The organism is Mesorhizobium sp. M1D.F.Ca.ET.043.01.1.1 (assembly GCF_003952385.1).
Classification (GTDB): Bacteria; Pseudomonadota; Alphaproteobacteria; order Rhizobiales; family Rhizobiaceae; genus Mesorhizobium.
Map to the genome: position 1 here is coordinate 4,109,916 of NZ_CP034444.1, position 21,505 is coordinate 4,131,420.

Here is a 21,505-nt window from a genome sequence, read left to right on the forward strand (position 1 = left end):
TCAAGTGCTCCGTATGGTAGCCCGGCAATCGAGTGCGGCCGCGGCCCGCATTGCGCTGTGCAGTGTCAGCCGTGATGGGCGCACGTTGGCATCGTGGAGCGGGAAATCGGACCGACAGTGCGCGCCTCGACTCTCTTCCCGCCTCAGGGCCGCCGCGGCGATCATCAGTGAGACCAAAGCCGGACCAGAGGCAGCGACACTATTGGCTGCGATCGGCAGCAGGGTCGCCACCGCTTCGCGCATTGCCTCGCCGTCGCGGATGATACCCAGGGCGGCGGAGACAATCGGGCGGACCACGGAAGCGTCTGGTCGTGGAGGGACGAATGTGGAGCATCTGCGCGGTCGCCGGGTATACGACGTGCCGGCAACGCTTTCGGCAACCCAGCTCGCGGTGACCGCCGCTTCGGTGAGCGAGTTGCTGGCCAGGCGGTTGGCGCCGTGCAGGCCGGTACAGGCCACCTCACCGCAGGCCCACAATCCCTCGATGGAGCTGCGGCCGGCGCTGTCTACGGCGACGCCGCCCATGTGATAATGTGCCGCCGGGCGCACCGGGATCAGGTCGGTCGCGGGGTCGATTCCTGCGCTCCGGCACAATTCGGCGATGCCTGGAAAACGCTTGCCAAATCTCGGGCCGAGACTTTGCCGTGCGTCCAGGAATACGCGGCGTCCAACGGCAAGCTGGTGCCAAATGGCGCGCGCTACGACGTCGCGAGGCGCAAGTTCACCGCCAGGTGTGTCGGCGAGGAAGCGCTCTCCTCGCTCATCGATGAGCACCGCGCCTTCGCCACGCACGGCTTCGCTCACCAGCGGCATCGGCCGGCGCGGACCGTCGAGCGCAGTTGGATGGAACTGTATGAATTCCAAGTCGGCGAGTTCCGCCCCCGCCCATGCGGCGAGCGCCAGCCCGTGACCCCATGAGCCAGCGGGGTTTGTCGTGTCGCAAAACAGCCCGCCGACGCCGCCGGTCGCCAGCACCGCGCGACGCGTGGGCAGAGCGAGCGCGCCGGCTCGTCCTGCTGCGACCACGGCGATGACCGACCCGTCCTGCACGACCAGCCGGCGGACCTCCACATTTTCGATAATGGTGATCGAGGCTGTACGCCGAACCGCGGCGACGAGCGCGCGCACCAACTCGCGACCGGTGGCGTCGCCGGCTGCATGCACAATTCGCCGTCGCGAGTGTGCCGCCTCGAGCCCAAGTCGCAACGCGCGGTCAGGGTGCTGGTCGAAGTCGACGCCGAACCTTTGGATCGTCCTAATCGCTTCGGGTGCAGCTCGTACCACTCGCCGCACCGTGGCCTCATCGCAGAGTCCGTCGCCGGCAGCTATCGTGTCGCAAAGGTGAAAATCTGGGCCGTCGTCGCCCCCGAGACTTGCCGCAAGACCGCCCTGGGCAAGTTCACTGCAGGCTCCGGTTCCAAGCGGCGCGTTGGTCAAAAGCACGACCGGTTCCGGCGCCAGATGAAGCGCCGTCATCAGGCCGGCAATGCCGCCGCCGATGACGACCGGCGCCCCGGCGATGTCGCGAACCTCCAGACTCATAGGGAAAGCATGCGCTCGACCGCGCGGCGGGCGGGGCCGGCAATTTCGGGATCAATCCGGACCTCATGCCGGTTCTGCTCGAGTGCGGCGCGAATGTTGGCCAGGTTGATGCGCTTCATGTGCGGGCACAGATTGCATGGGCGAACGAACTCGACGTCGGGATGCGCGACCGCGACGTTGTCGCTCATCGAACATTCGGTCAGAAGGACGACACGCGTCGGTTTCTCACGCTCGACATAATCCGACATCGCCGCGGTCGAGCCGGAGAACTCCGCCTCCGCGACAACGTCTGGTGGGCATTCTGGATGGGCCAGCACGATGACGCCTGGATGGGCATCGCGCAGTTCCCGGATGTCTGCTGCGGTGAAGCGCTCATGCACCTCGCAATGGCCTTTCCAGGCGATGATCTCGACGTCTGTATCGGCTGCCACGTTCCTCGCCAGATATTCGTCCGGGAGCATCAGCACACGCGCCACGCCAAGCGATTCCACCACCGCCTTGGCGTTGCCGGACGTGCAGCAGATGTCGGACTCCGCTTTTACGGCGGCGGAAGTGTTGACGTAAGTAACAACGGGGACCCCCGGATACCGCAGCCGCATTAGCCGCACGTCGTTTGCCGTGATCGATTCGGCCAGCGAGCAGCCGGCGCGGAGATCCGGGATGAGCACGGTCTTGTTCGGATTGAGCAGTTTTGCCGTCTCGGCCATGAAATGAACGCCGGCAACCACGATGATGTCGGCGTCGACCGTCACCGCCTTGTGGGCCAACGCCAGGCTGTCGCCGACGATGTCTGCCACGCAATGAAAAATTTCGGGCGTCTGGTAATTGTGCGCCAGCACCACCGCATTGCGCTCACGCTTCAGCGCTAAGATGGCTTCAATATCGCCGGCGAACGCGAGCCATTCAACGGGTGGGATCACCCGCCGGACACGCTCATACAGGGACGCAGCCATAGGTAACGCCCCAGTCATTGGCGCCTCGATTATATTCGGTTTGACAATAAGGGAATATATCTACCTTGACTATAAGTATGTCAAGCCCGCGCCAGCGGTAATTTTGTCCCGGCGATAGCCCTGTCGTCGAGGACGGCATGCCGGAAGCGATAAAGCTTCGCCGGTCGGCCGCCCGTGTCGAGGGAGGTCTCCCCGGTCTCCTCAACAAGTTCCTGCTGCTCGACCAATCTCCGGAAGTTCGGCTTGTTGATCAGCCTGCCAGCCAAAGCTTCCACGGTTCGCTGCAGTTGCAGCAGCGTGAAGGAAGGCCGCATAAGCTCGAACACGACCGGCCGGTATTTGATCTTCGAACGCAGCCGCGCGATCCCGGTTGCCAGAATACGACGGTGGTCAGCGACCATTGGTTTGCCAGCCGCGGCCGCAATCGCGTCCCTGCCGCCACCGGCCTCCTCAATCAGACCAGCTTCATAGAGCAACTCGTAGCGTTGGAGCGTGAGTTCCTCGTTCCAATGGCGGTCGTCGAAGCCGAAGGCTATCGCAGCGCGCTGCCGGCGCTCGCGTTGAGTGGTCGGCTCGCTGGCGCCGCCGGCCCACTCAATCAGGCGGGGCCGCAATCTATCGAGCAGCACAGGCGGCGTGCCGAAGCGGTGGTCCTCCCAGGGAAAATATTCGTACCAACTTTGCCAGCCGCACGCGGCCGAGTTCGTTGCCTGTTCCTTCCTGGTCAATGCGAGATAGCTGATTGAGATGACGCGCTGGTGGCGCTCAGTGCCGATGCGATCGCGATCGGCGAAGGTGTAGAGTTGCTCGATGTATCCAAGTGCATGGCCGGTCTGCTGCTCCACCCACCCCCTCAAACCCGACTGCAGTGATCGATGCTCAAGGGCAAAAGGTCCAGAAGGGAGGGTGTCCGCATGACCGACTGTGAGGACACAGGGCTCACTGTCGTTTACGGCGACCACGACGGCAGTCAGGTCCACTTTGGCTTCGTCAGCTTTGACGGCGGCTTTGCCTTTCTTGGTTCTTCTTGTCTGAGGATCCATGTTTGCGAAAGCGGGTTGGCCCAACGGAGCGCCTTAATCGATTGAATGTAACCTTGGAAGCCAGCACGTCAACACCAGAGTACTCAAGCGCTGTTTTTAGCTCTTCGCAGTCGCACAAAAATATGCCAAACGCGACACCCGCTGTTGGTAACGTAAGGGAAGGGGCCTCGGTTGAGCGCGGCTGGTGAGATAAAAGGGATGACTCCTCCAGATATTCGATCGCGAAAAGGCCAGACGCCACTTGTATGCTTGACGGCCTACACCACGCCGGTCGCGAGGCTGCTCGATCGCCACTGCGACATCGTTCTTGTCGGCGACAGCGTCGGCATGGTGCTGCACGGCCTGTCGTCGACGCTGGGGGTCACGCTCGACATGATGATCATGCACGGACAGGCCGTTCGCCGCGGCCTTGAACACGCGCTGATGGTCGTCGACCTGCCCTTCGGTTCCTACGAGGAAAGCCCAGAGCACGCTTTCGGCAACGCTGCGCGCGTGATGGGTGAGACCGGTTGTTCAGCGGTAAAGATCGAGGGCGGCGAGACCATCTCGGAAACCATCCGCTTCCTTACCGCGCGCGGCGTACCTGTCATGGCCCATGTGGGCCTGACGCCGCAGGCGGTAAACACGTTTGGAGGCTATCGTGTGCAGGGCCGGGGAGCCGATGCAGAGCGGATCAGGCGCGACGCCAGGGCGGTAACCGAAGCGGGCGCCTTCTCCTTGGTGCTGGAAAAGATACCGGAGCAGCTTGCACGGCAGATAACCGCCGATATCGACATACCCACAATCGGCATCGGTGCCTCGCCAGCTTGCGACGGCCAGATTCTGGTGAGCCACGATATGCTCGGGCTCTTCACCTCATTTCGGCCGAAGTTCGTCAAACGCTATGCCGAGCTCGGTGAGCAGGCTGAGGCGGCAATCGCCGCTTACGCCACCGATGTGCGGAACCGGCACTTTCCGGCGGTCGAACATCTCTATGTCAACGCCTTGAAGGCCGGTGACTTCACATGAGCGTGCCGATCGCTCGAACCGTGAGCGAGCTGCGCGGCGTCGTTGCGCAATGGCGTCGCTCGGGTGCCACGATCGGTATTGTGCCGACCATGGGAGCCTTGCACGACGGGCATCTGAGCCTCGTGCGGAAGGCGCTCGAAAGGGCCGAGCGGGTGATCGTGACGCTGTTCGTAAACCCCAAGCAGTTCAACAGCCCCGCCGACCTGATTGCCTACCCTCGGACGGAAAGCGACGATGCTGCCAAGCTCGCTCTGCTGGGCACGCATCTGCTCTATGTGCCGGACACAGAGGAAATGTACCAGGTGGGCTTCGCCACGGCCGTTTCAGTGTCCGGCATCAGCGAATGCCTTTGCGGCGCATTCCGGCCCGGCCATTTCAATGGCGTGGCGACGGTCGTGGCCAAGCTCTTCCTGCAGGCCGGCGCTGACTTCGCCTTTTTTGGCGAAAAGGATTTTCAGCAACTTCAGCTTGTCAGGCGCTTGGTCCGGGATCTCGACATTCCGATCACTATTGTGCCCTGTCCGACAGTCCGCGAAGCCGATGGTCTTGCGCTATCGTCGCGTAACGTGCGGCTCTCCCCAGCCCAACGCGCCATTGCCCCAAAACTAGCATCGGTCCTGCTCGATACGGCCGAGCGGCTTGCACGCGGCTCCCCCATCCTGCCTACGCTTGATGAAGCGCGTGCAGCAATTCTGGCTGCCGGCTATCGCGAGCTCGAATACCTGGAGCTGCGCGGAGAAACAGACCTGCAATCGTTAGCAAGCCTTGACCGACCGGCACGCTTGCTTGCTGCGGCTTGGCTTGGCGACACGCGGCTCATCGATAACGTCGCAATATCACCCATCGGTAGTTGGTCAGGTGGGCGGAGCTCTCTCCAATCGGAAGCAGCACAGCAATTGCGGTGATGACGGCGGCGCGTCGTATGCCCTGCAGGGACAGGCCATCATTTAGAACCACGTCTCCGTCGGCTTCCAGCAACCTCCGCGAGGTACGCTAAGCGCAGATGCATCGCGTATTTGAAACCTTGGTCGAGCAACTCTCTGCAAGCGTCGATGCCGTCGATCTCCATGAGGCAATGGCGTCCGCCGCAGCCGGGTTCGACTTTCCGCTCTTCGCTTATTTCACCTACCCATCCGCTTCCGGCGACAGGCCGCGATTGATCTCGAATTATCCATCATCATGGACATCACATTACCTGCAACAGCGCTACCACAGCGTGGATCCCGTGATCCTGCGGGGACTGCGGGGCTGGGATACCTTCGACTGGGGTGTGGACCGCGATCACCGTTATTTGCCGACCTCTCAGCAGGAAGTCCTGGAAAAAGCAGCTGAGTTCGGCATTCGCGGCGGACTGACCATGTCGATGCATGATCATCGCGGCCGGTTCGCCGCACTGACCTTCGCCTCCAACGAGGCGCATCCGCCATTTCTGAGGTCGCTGACGCGCTACGAAAAAGCAATGCAACTGGTTGCGATCAACGTTCATATCCATGCCCGGCGCAGGCTCGCCGAAGATTGCGTGGTAGATGGCATAACGCTCACCCGGCGGGAGTTCGAGTGCCTGAAATGGGCGGCGTGCGGCAAGTCGGCCTGGGATATCAGCCAGATTCTCGGTGTCTCGAAACGCACCGTGACCTTCCATCAGGAAAACGCCAAGGCGAAGCTTGGCGTGCGAACCATCAACCAGGCCGTAGTGCGGATGGCTGCTCGGGCGAGATCCTGATCCTCTCCAAGTCTAGCTGTAAAGGTCTACAGGCTGCATTCATGACGGCTTTGCCCTTCGATTGCGTGGACACATCCCGCACGGAGACGACAATGATGCAGCTGATAACACCCGACTGCTACGCCGAGTTTGCGAGCGAACTCAAGGAAATGCACGGACTTAGGTATCGGGTTTTCAAGAAGCGGCTCGATTGGGAAGTGCAGACCGAAGGCGAAATGGAAACGGACCCGTTTGACAGCCTGAACCCCGTCTACCTGCTTCTCAAGGGGTCCGATTGGCGAACTTGCGGCTGCGTCCGCCTTTTGCCGACCACCGGACCGACAATGTTGCGCGATACGTTTCCGACGCTGCTGGATGAGATGGTGGTCCCTGCGAGTGCCGATATCTGGGAGAGTAGTCGTTTCGCGCTCGATCTCCCTGCGACAGCGCCGAAGGCAGCTGGCGGCCTGGCCCAAGCAACCTACGAGCTCTTCGCGGGGATCATCGAATTCGGCTTGGCCAACAATCTCTCCGGGATCGTAACGGTGACAGATACGCGCATCGAAAGGATCCTTCGTCTCGCCACCTGGCCGTTGTCACGTATCGGACAGCCCAAGCAGGTCGGCAACACCGAGGCAGTCGCCGGCTTCCTCGATATTTCCTACGCCAGTCTCTTGCGCATCCGCTGGAGGGGACGCCTCAACGGGCCGGTGTTGTGGCAACCAGTTCTCATCCAATCGGCATAGCGCCTGCGGATGCTCAGCCGTGACTTGAGTTAAGTCTGCTCACGGCCGCCACCGCCGCCGTGAGGGTGAGCGGACCCGCCCCCACGAGCTTTCGACTGTTCCGGTCGATTGGCTCGCGCGGCCGGACTTTGGATTTCCGTAGGCGCAACCCGCAGTCCAGCGTGAGCACGCCAAAATGGCGCCCCTCCGCTTCGTCCAAAGAAGCCAACGTGGCTTCTGAGGTCGTCTTAGAATATTGGACCGGCCGCCGTGAGCGATCGCAACCTCAAACCTTTGCCGGTATGCCGGTTTGGCCGGACCGTCGGCCAGTCGGAGCAGTCCCCTGATAAGGACCCGAGCTGACGCGCGGTCCAACAGCGCCCGAGCCTATGCTTTGTGCATTACCGTTCGGTTGGCCATGTCGTCCAAGACCGCATGAAGAAGGCTTCCAACCTCCTGCGCAGCGAGCTCTGGCGCAATTCCTACATCGGACAATTGAATGAGCATTTTCTTGGCAGCACAGCGCCAGAACGCACTCGCCGCCTCGCCGTTCTTGGTCTCGAGGGCCTGGGCGATACTTTCGACCAATATACGTCGCCGATGCAGCGGAAATACGCAAATGTTTGATTCATGCATCAATCACCTCACAGATTCAGTTCCACAAAGAAAAACACCGGCGTCTTCAAAAGAGCCCCGCTAGCGCGGTGACGGTTCGCGGCGACATGACGAGTTCCACTTCCCCATCGACAAGCTATTGGGAGATGAGCCGCCGGACCGCATATCCGGGACCGCACATAAGGTGAACCACCATTGCTCATCCGGCTGCATTTTCCTGGGCCGTTCGACGAGGCGTTCCAGCCGAATTGACGTCCAATGACTTGATCTCTGAAAGGGCAGGGCGGTACGAATCACCCGATTGTTCCGCTGCTTACATTCCTGCGAGCTTGTGTATGAACGATTAAAGCGTGCCCGAGCCGTTCTTGGTGGCCGCCGCAGAAGGGAATCATGTCATCCGCTGCCTATCGTAGGCGGCGCGACTTCTAGCATGACTGCACTGCCCCGACAGGGCTTTGCAATCGCGCGTTTCGAAGCCTATGCTTTGGCATCGGCCGGCATTTACTTCGGTGCAGCCGACAGTAAGACGTACGCGCTCTTGCCCCGTTGGAAGAGAGCCTTGCCCGATCCCTCTTTCGCGACCAGGTGCTGAAGCCCTCACCCCGCAGGACTTCGCGCTTTTGCGACCATCGCTGCATCACGTCGAACCGGGCATCAAGGACCAGTTGGAGGTCGCGCATCAGCCGATCAAGAACGTATATTTTCCCGAGAGGGGCATCGCGTCGGTGGTCGCCACCATGACCGGCGGGCGGCAAGGTGAAGTCGGCATTGTCGGCTATGACGGGATGAAAGGAATTGCCGTCATTCTCGGAAAGGAAAGCACTACCTGGCGCCTGCCGGTTGAAAACCTTCGCCCTGCGATTAGCCCGTCGCTTCGCACCTCAGTGCTGGATTATGCCCACGCGTTCCTCGTCCAATCATGCCGGACGGCACTGGTCAATGGCCACTCCAAGATCGAAGAACGGCTGGCCCGCTGGCAGCTGATGGTCCACGACCGTGCGGAAGGAGATAAGATCCTCCCGACGCATGAATTTCTGGCGACCATGCTCGCGCCCACCGCCCGGGGTCACCACGGCCCTGCAAATGCTTGAGTATCGAGGACTGGTGCACGCCAAGCGCGGCGAGATCACGATCATCGACCGTGCCGGATTGATAAAGCTCACACATGGCGCTTATGACAAGGAGGAGCAGCGTTATTTCGGCCTGGCCGCTGCCTGAAGCATGTCGGTTGAAACGGGTTCAGCCGACGTCTCCTTGCCCCTCACCAGGTCGCCCAAAAGCATCAGCGGTTTTGAACGAATCGCAGCTATTGTCCGCAATCGGACATAGGCTTGAAGGCGGTCGAATTCGTGCCATAAGTCGGGTTGGTCAGGGTTCAGGGAGGAATTCGTCATGACCAATTCGTTTCACACCGTCACCGTCGAAAAAGCCGCAGAAGCCTATGTCCTTTCCAGGGGAAGGGTCCGCTTTCTCTCCATGGCGCAGGCGATCCGCGCCATCCGAACACTAATGCCGGCATGCAAGGCCACCGACCGCGAGTTGGAGGAACTGTTGGCGGCCGCTTCCTTCGTTCATGGCGTGCCCGTCGCCTTCGACACAAAAACAGCCGATGGTGTAGAACCACGGCTGCATTCCTAAGAGGGCATGCCGCGCCATGCAGACTGTCAGAGGGCATTCGTCAGATGGTAGTCCGCTAACTTAACTGCAGAGTCTAAAGGACGTGTTCCAGCATTGCGAACTCACCGATCGCTTTGTTGCCAAAGCTGCCAGCAAGCGATCGCCTCATCCAGCCGTTTGCACCATCTCATCACAGACATCATCGCGATGCTACCTGTCCAGCATATGTCCAGCATTTCGCAAGGCGGCCAGAAGGAGCCTCGCATAGCCTGTGACATCGATCTGGGCCTGCATCGAAAGGGGCATGCTGGTCCAGTTCTCCAACGGTGCAATGAAAGGTGAGAAGGTGCCATTGACTAGGCAACAACAGCTAACAAGGCCCTCTCGGTCCAATGCCACCACACCGATCTTGTCGCCTGGATATCCAATGGCTGCGACTCGCTGGACCTCCAGGTCACCGTCCACCCGCACGTCAAAAAGAAGGCTACCACGGCTCCTCGTGGCTATCTCAGCCGCCTTCTCATCAAAGCTTGAAGAGAGCAAGCGGACGCTTTCCACCGCCATCTGGAAAATCACCAAATCCAGTTCATTCACGGCCATATGGGCATTTCCGCGCAACGGGTGGTGATTGCAATGACACATACTGCTTGTTCACAGATGTCGGTCACGAACGATCATTCGTCGGGTTCCGGTTCCGACCAACGGTGTCGCCACCTGATCGTGCTGCGGTTCGAACCTTCCGAACGCGAGCCGAGCGCGCTATGAGGTTGGAGTCTAGGTCTCGGACCCTGCCTCGCGGCCTTCTCATCTTTGGCAGACCCGTTGCAACGCCGCCGCGATGGCGCAAACGCCAGATGACGCTGATCCATCGCTTGATCGTGAACTGAGCTTCTGAACACCATTGGGACAGCAGGGTGGAAGGGCTTGACCAACGCTGCCCCCGTTTTCCAAGAGGACCCGTCCTCGATTGAATCTTTCGAGCCCCGTGCGGCGCGCAGCCAAATGATGACGATCTGGACTCAGCTCGCAGACCGCAAGGCAAAGAGGGAACCTTCCAGGCAGCCAAGCTGCTCGACGCAAAGAGCGGCCTTTGGAGTTCCCAAGAATCGACCCTTCCATAGTTGCGACAGGCAACCACTGCACGAGTGTGGGAGAGCGAATCGCAAGCATTGCGTGAGGTCCTGCGCGTTTTCCCCTCTTTGCTATTTGGCACATCGTTTGCGCCGAAGTGGGCGCAGCGTTCGACCGGAGCACTGCATGGGAGAGGGAGGAGCCCCACCCCGATCCGGTCAAGGAGAGAGACGGTGTTGGTTCCAAGAGTTCCCCGCGCGATCGCAGCGCCCCGCAAGCGCCATTTTGCCCGGACCTACGTGCAGGTACTTGCCGCCATAATCCTGGGTGCCGCAATCGGCTATTTCCATTTGGAGACCGGCCACAGCCTGAAGCCGCTCGGCGATGCCTTCGTCGATGTCGTCAAGATAATCACCGTACCTGTCATCTTCCTGACAATGGCGACCGGCATTGCCGGCATGAGCGATCTGCAGAAGGTCGGCCGAGTTGCCGCCAAGGCGATGGTCTATTTTCTCACCTTTTCGACGCTCGCTTTTGTTGTCGGGCTGATTGTCGCGAATATCGTTCAGCCTGGCGCCGGCCTCAACATCGATCCGGCCTCGCTCGATGTCCAAGCCGTTAAGGGCTATGTGGCCACGGCTCACGAGCAGTCCGTGACCAGCTTCCTGATGAACATCATCCCGTCAACGATTGCCAATGCCTTCGCGGAAGGCGACATCCTGCAAGTCTTGTTCCTCTCGGTCCTGTTCGGCGCGGTCTGCCGCTACAACGGCCGCTCGCTCTTCTCTCTCGTCCGATACATCAAGGACGAGCTGCTGCTCGCAATGTCCTCCTCAGAGGCCGCGCTGGCCTCGCTCATGGAGAAGATGGAAAGGGCCGGCGCCACGCATTCGGTCGTGGGTCTCATTCCATTCAATCTGGACGGCACGAATATGATGCTCGCCGCCCTTTTCATCGCCCAAGCGACGAAAACTGATCTCCCGATCGGCTGCCGGATCCTCATGCTGTTTGTCGCATTGTTCCCTTCGAACGGAACAACCCGCATTACCGGTGCAGGCCTCGTCACAATGGCTGCAACGCTCTTTCTTGTTCCGGCCGCACCGGTCACCTCCGTGGGGCTTATTCTTGGCGTCGATCAGCTTATGTCCGAATGCCACGCGCTGACGGTTTTTCTCCGCAGCGTAGCGGCAACGCTGGCTGTCACCCGGTCCGGGGCGAGCGGGATAAACGACGATTCGGGGAGCGCCTCACTAGCGGACCGTTCAGCGCTCCGGCGGTGGACGGTCAAGTCGCCCGGCGTGGTGAACACAATTCCCCGTGCGAACGACGCTCAGCTATTGGGGTGGACCCGATGGCGCAAAGCCGTATTTGAGAAACCGCCAGATCGCACCGGCACCTGTGCGCCTGTAGCAACTGCGGGGCACGATCAAAACTGACCCATTTTACACCAAAAAGGCGGCCGTTGCTGCCACGCCGTCCATGGATTGGAGACTCATGTCTAAGCCGACTGCCATCACTGTCGCAGCTCTTCTTTTACTCCTCGCCTTGCTGGCGAGCCAATATAGCGCGAACCTGCACCGGCAGGCGTGGTCGACCGACAGGCAAAAGTGGAGCGGCGCATTCGACAACGATCTCCTTCGCCAATCGCCGGCAACCCGCAAGGCGATGCCGTTCTGGTCATATTCAATGACTACCACAACTGTCCGCATTGCAGACTGGCTGATATCAACTACCAAAAAGCCTTCAAGCATGAACCCAATCTGAAGCTTGTGATCAAACAGTTCCCGGTCCTGGGACCGGATTCCCAATTCCCAGCCTTCGCCGCACTCGCCTCGAGAAAACAGGGAAAGTTCGACGAATTCCACCGCGCCCTTATGATTTCCCCCAGTTGAAGGGTCACTCTCAAGATCGCAGCGCGTGTAGGCCTTGACGTTGAGCAGCTCAAGCGGGAATGCAAGATCCGGCCATCGCAGATGAAATGCGCGGTCCGCGCACTCGCGAAAGGTCTGCACTTAGACGGTACGCCCGCGTTGGTGGTCGGCGATATAGTGGTCGCCGACCTTGTGGACATGGCCAGCTTGCAACGCTTGCATCGCCGATGCGCGCTCAAAGCGTGCTGGCTCTCGTGCGGGGCAGCATCTGTAGACCGGCCACGCTGTTGTTGCCGGAGCGTGCCGTTTGTGGCAGCTGGCTTTGCTGTCGCTCCTCGTAATCTTGTTGCGGTCATCCAGCTGCCGTGGGCGCCAACAACAATCCTGAGCGCCCGCGCCTGAAGTCGCTGGCCGGGTGCTCGTGAACCGAGCCCGCTTTTCTTCGGCAAGCTCAGGCGGTCTTGGCCCTGCGGCATCGCCCCCTGGCGCGGGGCAGCCTTCGGCTGCTGACGGTCGCCGGCCTGTCGGCCGGCGTCTTTCTATTGTGGCCTTCCCCCTGGCGCAGGGTGGGCAGCACTCCCTTCTAGGCCCGCCGCGGCGTCCCGCAACCCTTCGCTTGTCGCTTTCGGGTCCTCCACTCCGTTCCGGTCCTGCTGATGCAGTCCGCCTCCGACGGCGGGCCTTTCCGGTCGCTTTTGCCGCCCACCCCGCTCACATGGGGACTTTGTCGTCAAGGCTGTCTTCGCATATCTACCTCAATGCGTTGTGATCCTAGGTCCGAGCCTGTCGTCTTGGCGCGGTGATAACACCGGTCCAAACTCACATACGGTCGCTGCGCTGTGGCAGCTGCACCAACATCCCGCTTTCGTCGGTAAGGCTCAGGGGAACGCGACCAATCTTCCGGACGGCATTTTAGGCCAAGTGGGGTGGGAGGTTCGTTCGCCCAGGATCAGCCGGGAGCGATCAATCCCGGCGGATGGAAAAGAGTACGTTGATCATGCCGGCTTCATGACAGCGCCCTCAATGACAGCACCATGATGAACATACTTCCATAGCGCGATCAGAAGTTTTCTCGCGAGCGCAATAATGGCCGGCTTCCGGCGCCTGCCACCGTCGAGCGCGACCCTCTCCTGGAACCATTGTGCTAAAGCCGATCGAGGTTGATGCAAAAGCCAGAACCACGACAATTGCACCATCACGGTCCTCAGCCTCGGATTGCCCGCTTTCGATACGCCCTGTTCCCGGCTGATCGATCCGCTTTGCCACGGTGTCGGCGTCAGACCGGCATAGGAGGCAAGCTGCCTTCGATTCGCAAATTCGCGATACAGACCCTCGGACCAAAGCACCTCGGCAAAGTCCGCTCCCACGCCGCGCAGTTGCTTGAGCATCGACATTCCATTGGCGACTTTTGATGGGTCGCATTCATTGCGAGCCACTTCGTCACGCGCTGCTTCCACGTCCTTGATTTGCCGAAGCACGAGCTCGATCCGGTCCAGTGCACGGACAATCTCCGCTTTGAGATTAGACGGTAGTTCACGACCGTCTCCGGTCCTAAGTTCTTCCAGTCGAGTGCGGCGGTCCCGCTTCAGCGGCTCAAATCCAACGATGCCCTGCGAGAACAAGAGCCCCTTGACCCGATTCACGATCTTGATCCGCTCCGCGATGAGAGCGCGTCGCTCACGGCTGTTGCGCTTTCGGTCCTCTTGCTCGGGCGATGGCGGAACGACCATGGCGCATACCCGCGGCTCGCCGCGCTTGTAGGCAAGCAGGGCGCGAAGGAGGGTCTCGCCATCCAGCTTGTCCGTCTTCGCCCGGCGCTTCCTGCGTGACGTGGCAATGGATGCTGCATCAACCACATGGCTTTCGATACCGTCACGCTCAAGGATCCGATGTATCCAGAAGCCGTCCAGGCCAGCCTCCTGGATTGCGATCATCGGCACGTCACGGCCCGTTCTGCGCCGAACCGTCGACTTCAACTGGCTGATAAGGTCGAACAATCCGGCCGTATCGCCTGCCTTGACGACGCGCTTTGACATCTTCTCTCCGTTGCACGGCAACAAGCTTGTCACCAACCAGCTCGAGCGACTGAGTTCCAGGGACAGGAAGATAGCGCCGAGTGTCGTATGGACCGCATCGGTTTCAATCTCAGTCACGTTTTCAGCTTTCATGTGTTCTATCCCTCCAAGTTGTTCATGAGCAATACGCCGGCCAAAGCGAGTTGATCGCAGCTGCAGTCATCGCTTCGCGATGTGGTTTTGGTTGTTGCCTGCCCCCGCTCGCGGGGTGGGCGACGCTCCTTTCTAGGCCCGCTGCGGCAGGCCGCAATGTTCGCTCCGCTCACATCCTCCACTCCGTTCCGGCCCTTCGGGTGCGGCCTGCCTCGTTCAGCGGGCCAAGCCAGTCGCGTTCTGCCGCCCACCCCACTCACGGGGGCAGGCACGCGAGATCGGGATCGAGCGCTGCCTCCACCGCCCATGGGATCTTCCGGGGAGGGCGCGCGATTGTAGAGCGGAGGACATCACGATGCGTGCAAACAACAAACGTTGCGGCAGCCGACAGGCTGGCGCAGACAGTGGCGGGCGCACCGGCGCCAGCCTTTATCAGGAAATCACCGACCGCATCATTGCCGAACTGGAGCGCGGCACCGTGCCATGGGTCAAGCCGTGGGGCAGGGCAAGGACAGGCCTCGGCCTGCCGCGGAATGCGGCCACCCAGCGCCGATATTCCGGCATCAATATCCTGATCCTGTGGGGCGCGGTCATCGAGCGCGGTTTCCCCAGCCAGAACTGGCTCACCTTCCGGCAGGCGCTTTCGCTTGGCGGCAATGTCAGGAAGGGCGAGCACGGCACCACCATCGTTCACGCTGACCGCTTTGTTCCCAAGAACGAAAAGCAACGCGCCGACACCGATGGCGACGAACCGCAGGCGGTGCCCTTCCTGAAGCGCTTCACCGTCTTCGATGTCGCGCAGTGCGATAATCTGCCCGAACATCTTTACGCCGCCGGCGAGCCTCTGCCTGAGCGCGAGATGGTCCCGCAGGCCGAGGCGCTCATTCATGCAACCGGCGCTGATTTTCGCATCGGCGGCGAGCGCGCCTTCTACATGCCCGGCAGCGACACCATACAGGTGCCGCCGCAGCCGGCTTTCTTCCACCAGATCGACTATTACCGGACCTGCTTTCATGAGTTAGGTTTCATCGCAAGTGTCCTTCCCGCTGCAGCGCATGCAGGGAGGGCTTAATCATGACCTCTCAGAAGCGCGCAGGCGTCTACGCTCAGGTTACCGAGGCGATCATCGCGGCAATCGAAGCCGGTGCAGGTGACTTCGTTATGCCGTGGCATCATGATGGAACGGCGACATCACGGCCCACAAACATATCTTCCGGAAAGCCTTACCGCGGCGTGAACACTCTCACGCTTTGGGCCGCGGCGCAGAGCGCCGGCTATCCCAAGGGCGTGTGGGGAACTTATCGCCAATGGCAAGCCCTGGGCGCCCAAGTCCGCGGAGGCGAGCGATCCACGACGATCGTCTTCTGGGGCCCGGTCCGGGGCAAATCCGACGAGGGCGAGGCCGACGCTGATGGTTCAGAGCGCACCATGCTGTTTGCGCGTGGCTATTCGGTGTTCAACTGTGCTCAAGTTGACGGATTTGAGCCTGAGCCAGTGGCTCCTCGTTCAAACAACGACCGCATCAGCGAAGCCGATACATTTTACGCTAACCTCGGGATCAACACCGTCTTCGGCGGCAGTGAGGCATATTACCTCCCCTCTGCCGACAGGGTGCATGTCCCGGCTCTCGCTGACTTCAAGGACAGTGCGTCGCATTATAGCGTTCTTTTTCATGAAGGCCTTCATGCGACAGCAGCCAAGCACCGGCTGGACCGGGACCTCTCGGGTCGTTTTGGCTCGGAGGCCTATGCGATGGAGGAGGTTGTGGCAGAGCTTGGAGCCGCAATGGTTCTCGCTGACTTGTCGATCTCGGCTCGCCCGAGGCCCGATCACGCGGCTTACGTTGCCAGTTGGTTGAAGGTCCTTCGCAATGATTCTTCCGCCATCTTTGCGGCTGCGAGCAGGGCTCAGAAGGCCGTTGATTGGATGCATGCGCAGCAACCTTCTAGCGAACTCAGCGCCGCCGCGTAGCCGACGGTTCAGCGGCGGGCCCCAATGCGGCTCGCCGCTGTACCGACGCTAATTGCCCCTCCACCGTCCTTGCTCTGTGAAGCAGGGCGAGGTTTTGGCTTGCCAGGCTACGCTTTTCTTCCGCATGCCGCTTGGCATCGGCGCGCAAGAGGGCAATTTCGGCCTCCAGCTCGCGAACCTTTTCGGCTAAGTCCTTCGAAGGCCCGGGTCCCTCAGCGGCGGCCTCGATTTCATCGAGGATGTCCCGATGTGTCGTGTAGAGCGGGTTTCGGCTTTTTCCCGCCTCACGTGCAACTGAAGCAGGGCTGATCCGGACGATCCGCCCCTGATGATCCGGATGGCGGCCCTCGCCGCGTACCAGCCGGGCCAAGGCGGCGCGGTAGGCTCGAGCCGCCGACGTAGCGGAAGGCGAGCGTGGTTCACTCATCCTTTTCTCCGATCCTGGTCAGGACAGTGTCGCACTGTTCGATCACCTCTGTCAGAACGGCGGCCGTCATGGCGTTGGCCCGCGGGAGTAGATCTAAATTCCGGCTTCGACGATCGCGCCAGTAAGGCGCATGGCGCAGTTCAATCACCATGTTCGCGCAACCCAGGCAGACGGCCGGGCTCCGGCCAGCCTCGCTCGGACCGACCTCGCCGCCGCAACGACTGGTCTCCCGCTGGAACACGCACCAACCATAGTCGCAGGCATGGATGCGCAGATCGGTATCGGTGAGAACGAACTCGATGTAATCCCGGCGTACCTGCTCACCCGCTCGTCCCCGGAAACACGCGTTGTTCGCTGCGATTCGCTCGCCCATGCGACCGGCAAGTCGATCACTCAGCAGCATCCTTTCCAACGCCGTCGCCGTTTCAGCCCGGTTTTCGTGTTCGATCAGTTGGCGGAGATCGAAGTCGTTGCCGACGTACCCCCGCGCGGTCATGGCGACCGATGCATGCTTGAAGTGTTCGGCAAGGCCAAGAAGCTGCGACCTGTCCTTTCGGGCAATGAATCGTGCAAAGGTCTTGCGGAACTGGTGTGTGCTGAACGACCAGGGCTCTCCCTCGTGCAGCGGCACCCCGACGTGGCGCGCAAAATCGTTGATCCGCCAGCCGATATGCATATGGGTCACCGGTACGACCTCGCCATACTGCGTGTTCTTGACGAGGAAGAGCTCACGCCTTCCGGATGCTTTGCGCAGCGGCGCGCTCAACTGTTCAAGCAGTTCCACTGCCTTCACAACCGGCTCTGGGGCAATCCAGCGTTCCATTCGACCGCCATGCTGGTCAACCGTCTTGAACAACCTCGCCACCAGGTAAGCTTGTTCGACACCGGTTTCTGCAATCGGGTGGGACTCTATGGCGCCAATTTCGATCGACAGAATCTCGCTCACGCGCATGCCGACAAAGCCGGCGATGACGATGTAGCACGCCTCCACGAGACGAGTGGCGGCGTGGCGGACCGCATGGGCGCCGAGCAGTGCTTCACCGGCAGGGCCTGTCAGGTTTATGCTGCGCAATGCCTTTCGAACATGATCCGAGGCCTGCCTTCTGGTCCCTTGTGTCAGCCCAGTTTCATGGGCCTGGCGGCGGACAGTCTCGGCTCTCACGATGGTCGGGCCATAAATTTCCACCCACTGAAGCGCGGTATTCAGCAATGAGATCGCAATGGGGTCGGGGATGAACGGGATCGCACCGCGCGTAGCTGGGGTCAATCCTGCCGCTTCATAGGTGGTTTCTTGTGGCAAGGGATCGACCAACGGGGCATCATTGAGCTTGGCTCGCTGTCGATAGAGATCCTTCAGCACCAACATGTAGTTGACGATGGTGTTGGCGGTGATTGACTTCGCCTTCAATCCTGGACGCGTCGGCAGCCAAGTCCGCAGGCGCTCCACGGCCCCGGCATCAATGCTGCTGAACGTCTCCAGTCCGTCAAGCGCCATCCACCCAATCATGGTTTTTAGTGTCACGGCTTTGCTATGCACCGACGCTGGCGACAGACGTTTGCGCCCGGTCGGAGGGTTCACAGTCATCGACCATAGGAACTGCTTTGCCGCCCTATGGAGACTGCGCCATGCCGTTTCGCTGATGACAGCTCCCTCCGGCAACTCTGGCGTCCAGTTTATCTTATTCTGGTCAGCGCGCCGGCCGGCAGTGCGGATATCGAGCAGCCATTCATCGTCGCCGAAGCGACTCCATGGCGAGACCGGCGCTTCAGCCCATCCGGCCACAACGGGATTTTCGGCGAGCAGCGTTTTCATTCGATCACCGGCAAGGCTGGCGCCTCTTTCATAGACGCAGCCAGGTGAAGCTCGGATGAGAAGCGCGGCAAGATGTCGTTCTCGAGGATTTCCAGTTTCGGGGCGTAAAGAAGACGCCAGCGATCTGGCGCCAGTTCCTGACGCGCCGCGACAAGCGCATCGCGCGTGGATATCAGCCGCGCCAGAACATCCGGATCGAGCGGGATGACGGCGTTCGGGCAGGTGAAGCAGCCAAGCCACGCCGTACACAGCCGGCCAACTTTCTGACCTTCCCCGACGCCGGCGAGGGGATCCTTGCAAGTGAAGCCGGCAGCCGTGGCATACGCGGCGTCGGTTGCCGATATTTCGTCCCTCCGCTCAGGAGCGTCAGTACCACGAACAATATCGACGAAGCGTGCCTGCAGGTCGCCGACGATGCGTTCTTGGGCTCGTCGGACGATCGGCCGATCGATATACCGTTGCGTTGTGTCGGGGGTGACATGGTTGGCGAGAACCTGGGTTTTCAGAATGTCGTGGCCGAGTGCCTCGTGTGCGAGGGTAAGTCCCGTTGTGCGCAGGGCCGCCAAGGTCAAAGCAAGCGGGTCTCCTTTCTCGTCAACGAGATCGTGGCGCTGCACAAAGAGCCGAACATGCTTGCTGGCCAGATAGTTGGGGATCAGCTGTGTTGCGCGTGAACCGTTTATGCTCGCAACAAGGAACAACCGATCGCGGTCGTCAGCGGGAACGTGCGGCAGCAACCCCGCCGTCATTTCCAGAACTCTGTCGACGAGGTTTGGTACCGACAGGCTCTTGTCGCGCAGGAAGCTTCGACGTTGGAGTCGGCTCGAACGGCCCTTCGACCATGTCATCACCTCTCGCCCCTCAAGAAGCAGATGATCGCTCATGCAGTCGCGCCGCAGGTCGCGCAGGGCTTCGGGGTTGGCATAGCTCTGCGCGCCTATGGCGATCATGTATGGGATCAGCGTTTCGGGCAGGGCATGAAGATAGCTGGAAAGCTTTTGGTTTCCGCCGTGTCGAACCGAGGCGAAGTGAAGCCGCCAGCGCCCGGAACCTCGCTTCAGCGTAACGTTCTGCGGAGGCATCAGTCCGCCGTAATGCTCGACAATAACTGCAAGCATCACGCCGAGGTCGTCGAGGTTTAGCCGGCTGAGGTCACGTTCCCTTGCGATCGCTTCTCGGTCAACCTGTGAGAGAAGTGCCTTTCCCCTTTGGAAGGTCGCCCAGCTCGCCTCGATGTCTTTCCGGGCCGCCGCCAGAACAGCTTCCATCTCTGATCGGCTTAGCGCCTCTCGCGGGCGCGTCTCCGCATTCTTACGAGGAAAGGCATTGAACGGGATTTCAAGATCGCAAGCAACGAGGTCGGGTCGGTTGTGCTTGAGCCAGCCGATCATCTGCTTGAGCACCGACCAGCTGCCATGACGAGAACTCTTGGTCCATGGCTTAGCATTGAGCCAGGCTATAAAGGCGTGCAGCACCGCCGTATCGACATCCCCCATCGACGTGATCTCGGAAGTATGATCGTTCAGGAAGGCAAACCAGCGAGAAAGTGTGTTGAACGCGCCTTCGCGAGTAGCCGGGCTGTGGCCGGCATGATGGTGACGGAAGGCAAGCGCAATTTCGGCTGCAATCCTCGGCGCAGTTCGATAGACGGTGAAGTCGAAGCTGCTTTCCGGTCGACCGTTGGGATCAAGGAAGTTGACCACTAGAGAGCCAGGCACGCCCACAAGACCCACTGGTGATGGATCGAGCCGATAATCCTTGCGTCGCTGTGCCATTATAACAAAGCCTCATAAAGGTTTTCGACCGATGCCTCCGCAAGCGTCAGGTCTGTCGCCACAACGCGCAAATAGATCGCCGTAGTGGTCAGATCGGCATGTCCCAGGAGAACTTGCAGAGTGAGGAGCGGATTGAGCTCCGGCTCCTGTTGTGTCCGCCGTTGCAGGAACCGGAGCATCGAGGTCGCAAAAGTATGTCTCAGCGCGTGGAAGCTAGCAGTCACACCGGCTGCCGTGGCAGCAGCGGCGAACATCGCGCCTACGCGCCGAGCACTCACCGCCCGTCCAGCTTCCGTCAGAAAGACCGTATTTGGTTCCGCATAGTTCGGGTTTCGGGATTTCGCGCGCCGTATAATGGCGGCGCGCTCCTCACGTACATAGGCAAGCGTACGGTCGACCAAAGGCTGTGGCGGATAAACGGTCCGCGCTTTCCCGCCCTTGGTGGTCTCGATCTTTATTGCGGTAAGGGCATCCGAGCTTTCCCGCGGAAGCACGCGCAGCCGCAATCCGGCAACTTCCATCCGGCGCATACCGGTGGTGACAGCCCACTCCACAATCAATCGATTTCGCGAGTCCAGCCCGCTCATCACCTGGCGCATTGTTGCGGGTGACAGAGGTCTCGGCAATGTCGATGTTTGTCGGACCGTCAGCTCATTGACAGTCTGGCGTCCACCAGTGGCGTCGACGTGCGCCAGGAAACCCTGCGGTCGGCTTCGCGATAGTGCCAACTCGTCCGCGGTAAATGGCAAGTGGTGAGCAAGGCCCGCACCAACGCACCATCGGTAGAACAGGGCCAACGTTCTGATGCGACCATTGATCGTACCGCGCGCGTAAGCGCGCCTGGTATGATCGCTTGGACGAAAGAGCATTCGATCTCGGTAAGCTGCGATCTCCGCTACTCCGATCGCGTCCCACACCCATTCATTGGCCTCAAGCGTCTGCCACCAATCGTAGAGAGTCTCTCCATAGGTGCGCCATGTCTGCCGACTGCGCGTGCGTCCCCGCACCAGAGCGATGTGCAGCAGCCACGCGCAAGCTGGTTCGACAAGTCGCATCTCGTTATCGAGAAGCATGGGGACGCCCGGGCGTGATATGCCGTGCGGCGCAAACTCTTCGGTGGTGAATAACAGTTCGGCCATGGGTTCCCCAATTCGCGCCGCCCGCCGCTTTGCCGGGCAGGCCCTCGGGCCCGCCCGGCAAAGCG

20 protein-coding genes and 1 pseudogene are annotated in these 21,505 nt (G+C 60.7%); 10 read left to right on the top strand and 11 right to left on the bottom strand.

Annotation, left to right across the window (positions count from 1 at the left end; translation table 11 throughout):
- The 3 genes from EJ067_RS19935 to EJ067_RS19945 form a co-directional block, all read right to left on the bottom strand.
- Positions 1 to 1,542: an L-aspartate oxidase gene (locus tag EJ067_RS19935; RefSeq protein WP_024505569.1), complete on the bottom strand. Its 1,542-nt coding sequence runs from the start codon at positions 1,540 to 1,542 to the stop codon at positions 1 to 3.
- Positions 1,539 to 2,513 carry a quinolinate synthase NadA gene (gene nadA / locus EJ067_RS19940; protein ID WP_126063925.1) on the bottom strand — a complete coding sequence of 325 codons (975 nt, stop codon included), beginning with the start codon at positions 2,511 to 2,513 and terminating at the stop codon, positions 1,539 to 1,541. The genes EJ067_RS19935 and nadA overlap by 4 nt, the downstream gene beginning before the upstream one ends.
- 62 nt (positions 2,514 to 2,575) lie before the next feature.
- The gene (locus tag EJ067_RS19945; RefSeq protein ID WP_126063926.1) at positions 2,576 to 3,538 is read right to left on the bottom strand and encodes a hypothetical protein; all 963 of its coding nucleotides are present in this window, start codon (positions 3,536 to 3,538) and stop codon (positions 2,576 to 2,578) included.
- A gap of 171 nt (positions 3,539 to 3,709) precedes the next feature.
- On the opposite strand from EJ067_RS19945, the gene panB reads away from it, so the two are divergent.
- From panB to EJ067_RS19965, 4 genes are all read left to right on the top strand, one after another.
- Entirely contained in the window at positions 3,710 to 4,546 is an 837-nt protein-coding gene (gene panB / locus EJ067_RS19950) for a 3-methyl-2-oxobutanoate hydroxymethyltransferase (RefSeq protein WP_126063927.1), read from the top strand.
- The gene (panC, locus tag EJ067_RS19955; RefSeq protein WP_024505565.1) at positions 4,543 to 5,451 is read left to right on the top strand and encodes a pantoate--beta-alanine ligase; all 909 of its coding nucleotides are present in this window, start codon (positions 4,543 to 4,545) and stop codon (positions 5,449 to 5,451) included. Before panB ends, panC begins: the two co-directional genes overlap by 4 nt.
- A 98-nt stretch (positions 5,452 to 5,549) precedes the next feature.
- On the top strand, positions 5,550 to 6,269 hold the full coding sequence (locus EJ067_RS19960) for a LuxR family transcriptional regulator (RefSeq protein WP_126057768.1): 720 nt from the start codon (positions 5,550 to 5,552) through the stop codon (positions 6,267 to 6,269).
- Between the two features lie 92 nt (positions 6,270 to 6,361).
- Entirely contained in the window at positions 6,362 to 6,994 is a 633-nt protein-coding gene (locus EJ067_RS19965; RefSeq protein WP_126057769.1) for an acyl-homoserine-lactone synthase, read from the top strand.
- 366 nt (positions 6,995 to 7,360) lie between these two features.
- Here EJ067_RS19965 and EJ067_RS35495 read toward each other — a convergent pair whose 3' ends face one another.
- Entirely contained in the window at positions 7,361 to 7,609 is a 249-nt protein-coding gene (locus EJ067_RS35495; protein WP_063169245.1) for a DUF6074 family protein, read from the bottom strand.
- Positions 7,610 to 8,208: 599 nt separating this feature from the next.
- On the opposite strand from EJ067_RS35495, the gene EJ067_RS19975 reads away from it, so the two are divergent.
- The 3 genes from EJ067_RS19975 to EJ067_RS19980 all read left to right on the top strand — a co-directional run bounded on the left by EJ067_RS19975 (position 8,209) and on the right by EJ067_RS19980 (position 9,226).
- The gene (locus EJ067_RS19975) at positions 8,209 to 8,679 is read left to right on the top strand and encodes a hypothetical protein (protein ID WP_245454734.1); all 471 of its coding nucleotides are present in this window, start codon (positions 8,209 to 8,211) and stop codon (positions 8,677 to 8,679) included.
- The gene (locus tag EJ067_RS35695; protein ID WP_256754986.1) at positions 8,672 to 8,806 is read left to right on the top strand and encodes a hypothetical protein; all 135 of its coding nucleotides are present in this window, start codon (positions 8,672 to 8,674) and stop codon (positions 8,804 to 8,806) included. Before EJ067_RS19975 ends, EJ067_RS35695 begins: the two co-directional genes overlap by 8 nt.
- A 174-nt stretch (positions 8,807 to 8,980) precedes the next feature.
- Positions 8,981 to 9,226 carry a hypothetical protein gene (locus tag EJ067_RS19980; protein ID WP_063169243.1) on the top strand — a complete coding sequence of 82 codons (246 nt, stop codon included), beginning with the start codon at positions 8,981 to 8,983 and terminating at the stop codon, positions 9,224 to 9,226.
- A gap of 189 nt (positions 9,227 to 9,415) precedes the next feature.
- On the opposite strand, the gene EJ067_RS19985 is transcribed toward EJ067_RS19980, so the two are convergent.
- A complete protein-coding gene (locus tag EJ067_RS19985) occupies positions 9,416 to 9,805 on the bottom strand; it encodes a hypothetical protein (protein ID WP_024505560.1) in 390 nt (129 codons plus the stop codon).
- A gap of 707 nt (positions 9,806 to 10,512) precedes the next feature.
- Here EJ067_RS19985 and EJ067_RS19990 point away from each other — a divergent pair.
- Complete coding sequence (locus tag EJ067_RS19990; RefSeq protein ID WP_306462679.1) at positions 10,513 to 11,712, top strand: cation:dicarboxylase symporter family transporter; 1,200 nt, start codon at positions 10,513 to 10,515, stop codon at positions 11,710 to 11,712.
- A 6-nt stretch (positions 11,713 to 11,718) separates the two neighbouring features.
- Here EJ067_RS19990 and EJ067_RS35500 read toward each other — a convergent pair whose 3' ends face one another.
- Positions 11,719 to 12,288 carry a hypothetical protein gene (locus EJ067_RS35500; RefSeq protein WP_245454735.1) on the bottom strand — a complete coding sequence of 190 codons (570 nt, stop codon included), beginning with the start codon at positions 12,286 to 12,288 and terminating at the stop codon, positions 11,719 to 11,721.
- A gap of 854 nt (positions 12,289 to 13,142) precedes the next feature.
- Complete coding sequence (locus EJ067_RS20000) at positions 13,143 to 14,315, bottom strand: IS110 family transposase (protein ID WP_189343228.1); 1,173 nt, start codon at positions 14,313 to 14,315, stop codon at positions 13,143 to 13,145.
- Positions 14,316 to 14,670: 355 nt separating this feature from the next.
- Between EJ067_RS20000 and EJ067_RS20005 the strand changes: the two are divergent.
- Positions 14,671 to 15,339: pseudogene (locus EJ067_RS20005) on the top strand (ArdC-like ssDNA-binding domain-containing protein); the annotation flags it as partial.
- A 50-nt stretch (positions 15,340 to 15,389) separates the two neighbouring features.
- Positions 15,390 to 16,286: a zincin-like metallopeptidase domain-containing protein gene (locus tag EJ067_RS20010; RefSeq protein WP_126085774.1), complete on the top strand. Its 897-nt coding sequence runs from the start codon at positions 15,390 to 15,392 to the stop codon at positions 16,284 to 16,286.
- On the opposite strand, the gene EJ067_RS20015 is transcribed toward EJ067_RS20010, so the two are convergent.
- From EJ067_RS20015 to EJ067_RS20030, 4 genes are read right to left on the bottom strand one after another with little or no spacing between them, the layout of a single operon-like run.
- Positions 16,270 to 16,713: a hypothetical protein gene (locus tag EJ067_RS20015; protein ID WP_126085775.1), complete on the bottom strand. Its 444-nt coding sequence runs from the start codon at positions 16,711 to 16,713 to the stop codon at positions 16,270 to 16,272. The two genes, EJ067_RS20010 and EJ067_RS20015, sit on opposite strands and share 17 nt — an antisense overlap.
- Positions 16,706 to 18,526 carry a hypothetical protein gene (locus EJ067_RS20020; RefSeq protein WP_126085776.1) on the bottom strand — a complete coding sequence of 607 codons (1,821 nt, stop codon included), beginning with the start codon at positions 18,524 to 18,526 and terminating at the stop codon, positions 16,706 to 16,708. Before EJ067_RS20020 ends, EJ067_RS20015 begins: the two co-directional genes overlap by 8 nt.
- Entirely contained in the window at positions 18,523 to 20,301 is a 1,779-nt protein-coding gene (locus EJ067_RS20025) for a site-specific integrase (protein WP_245467990.1), read from the bottom strand. The genes EJ067_RS20020 and EJ067_RS20025 overlap by 4 nt, the downstream gene beginning before the upstream one ends.
- Positions 20,301 to 21,440, bottom strand: a complete 1,140-nt coding sequence (locus tag EJ067_RS20030) for a site-specific integrase (protein ID WP_126085777.1) — start codon at positions 21,438 to 21,440, stop codon at positions 20,301 to 20,303. The genes EJ067_RS20025 and EJ067_RS20030 overlap by 1 nt, the downstream gene beginning before the upstream one ends.
- Positions 21,441 to 21,505 lie beyond the last annotated feature (65 nt).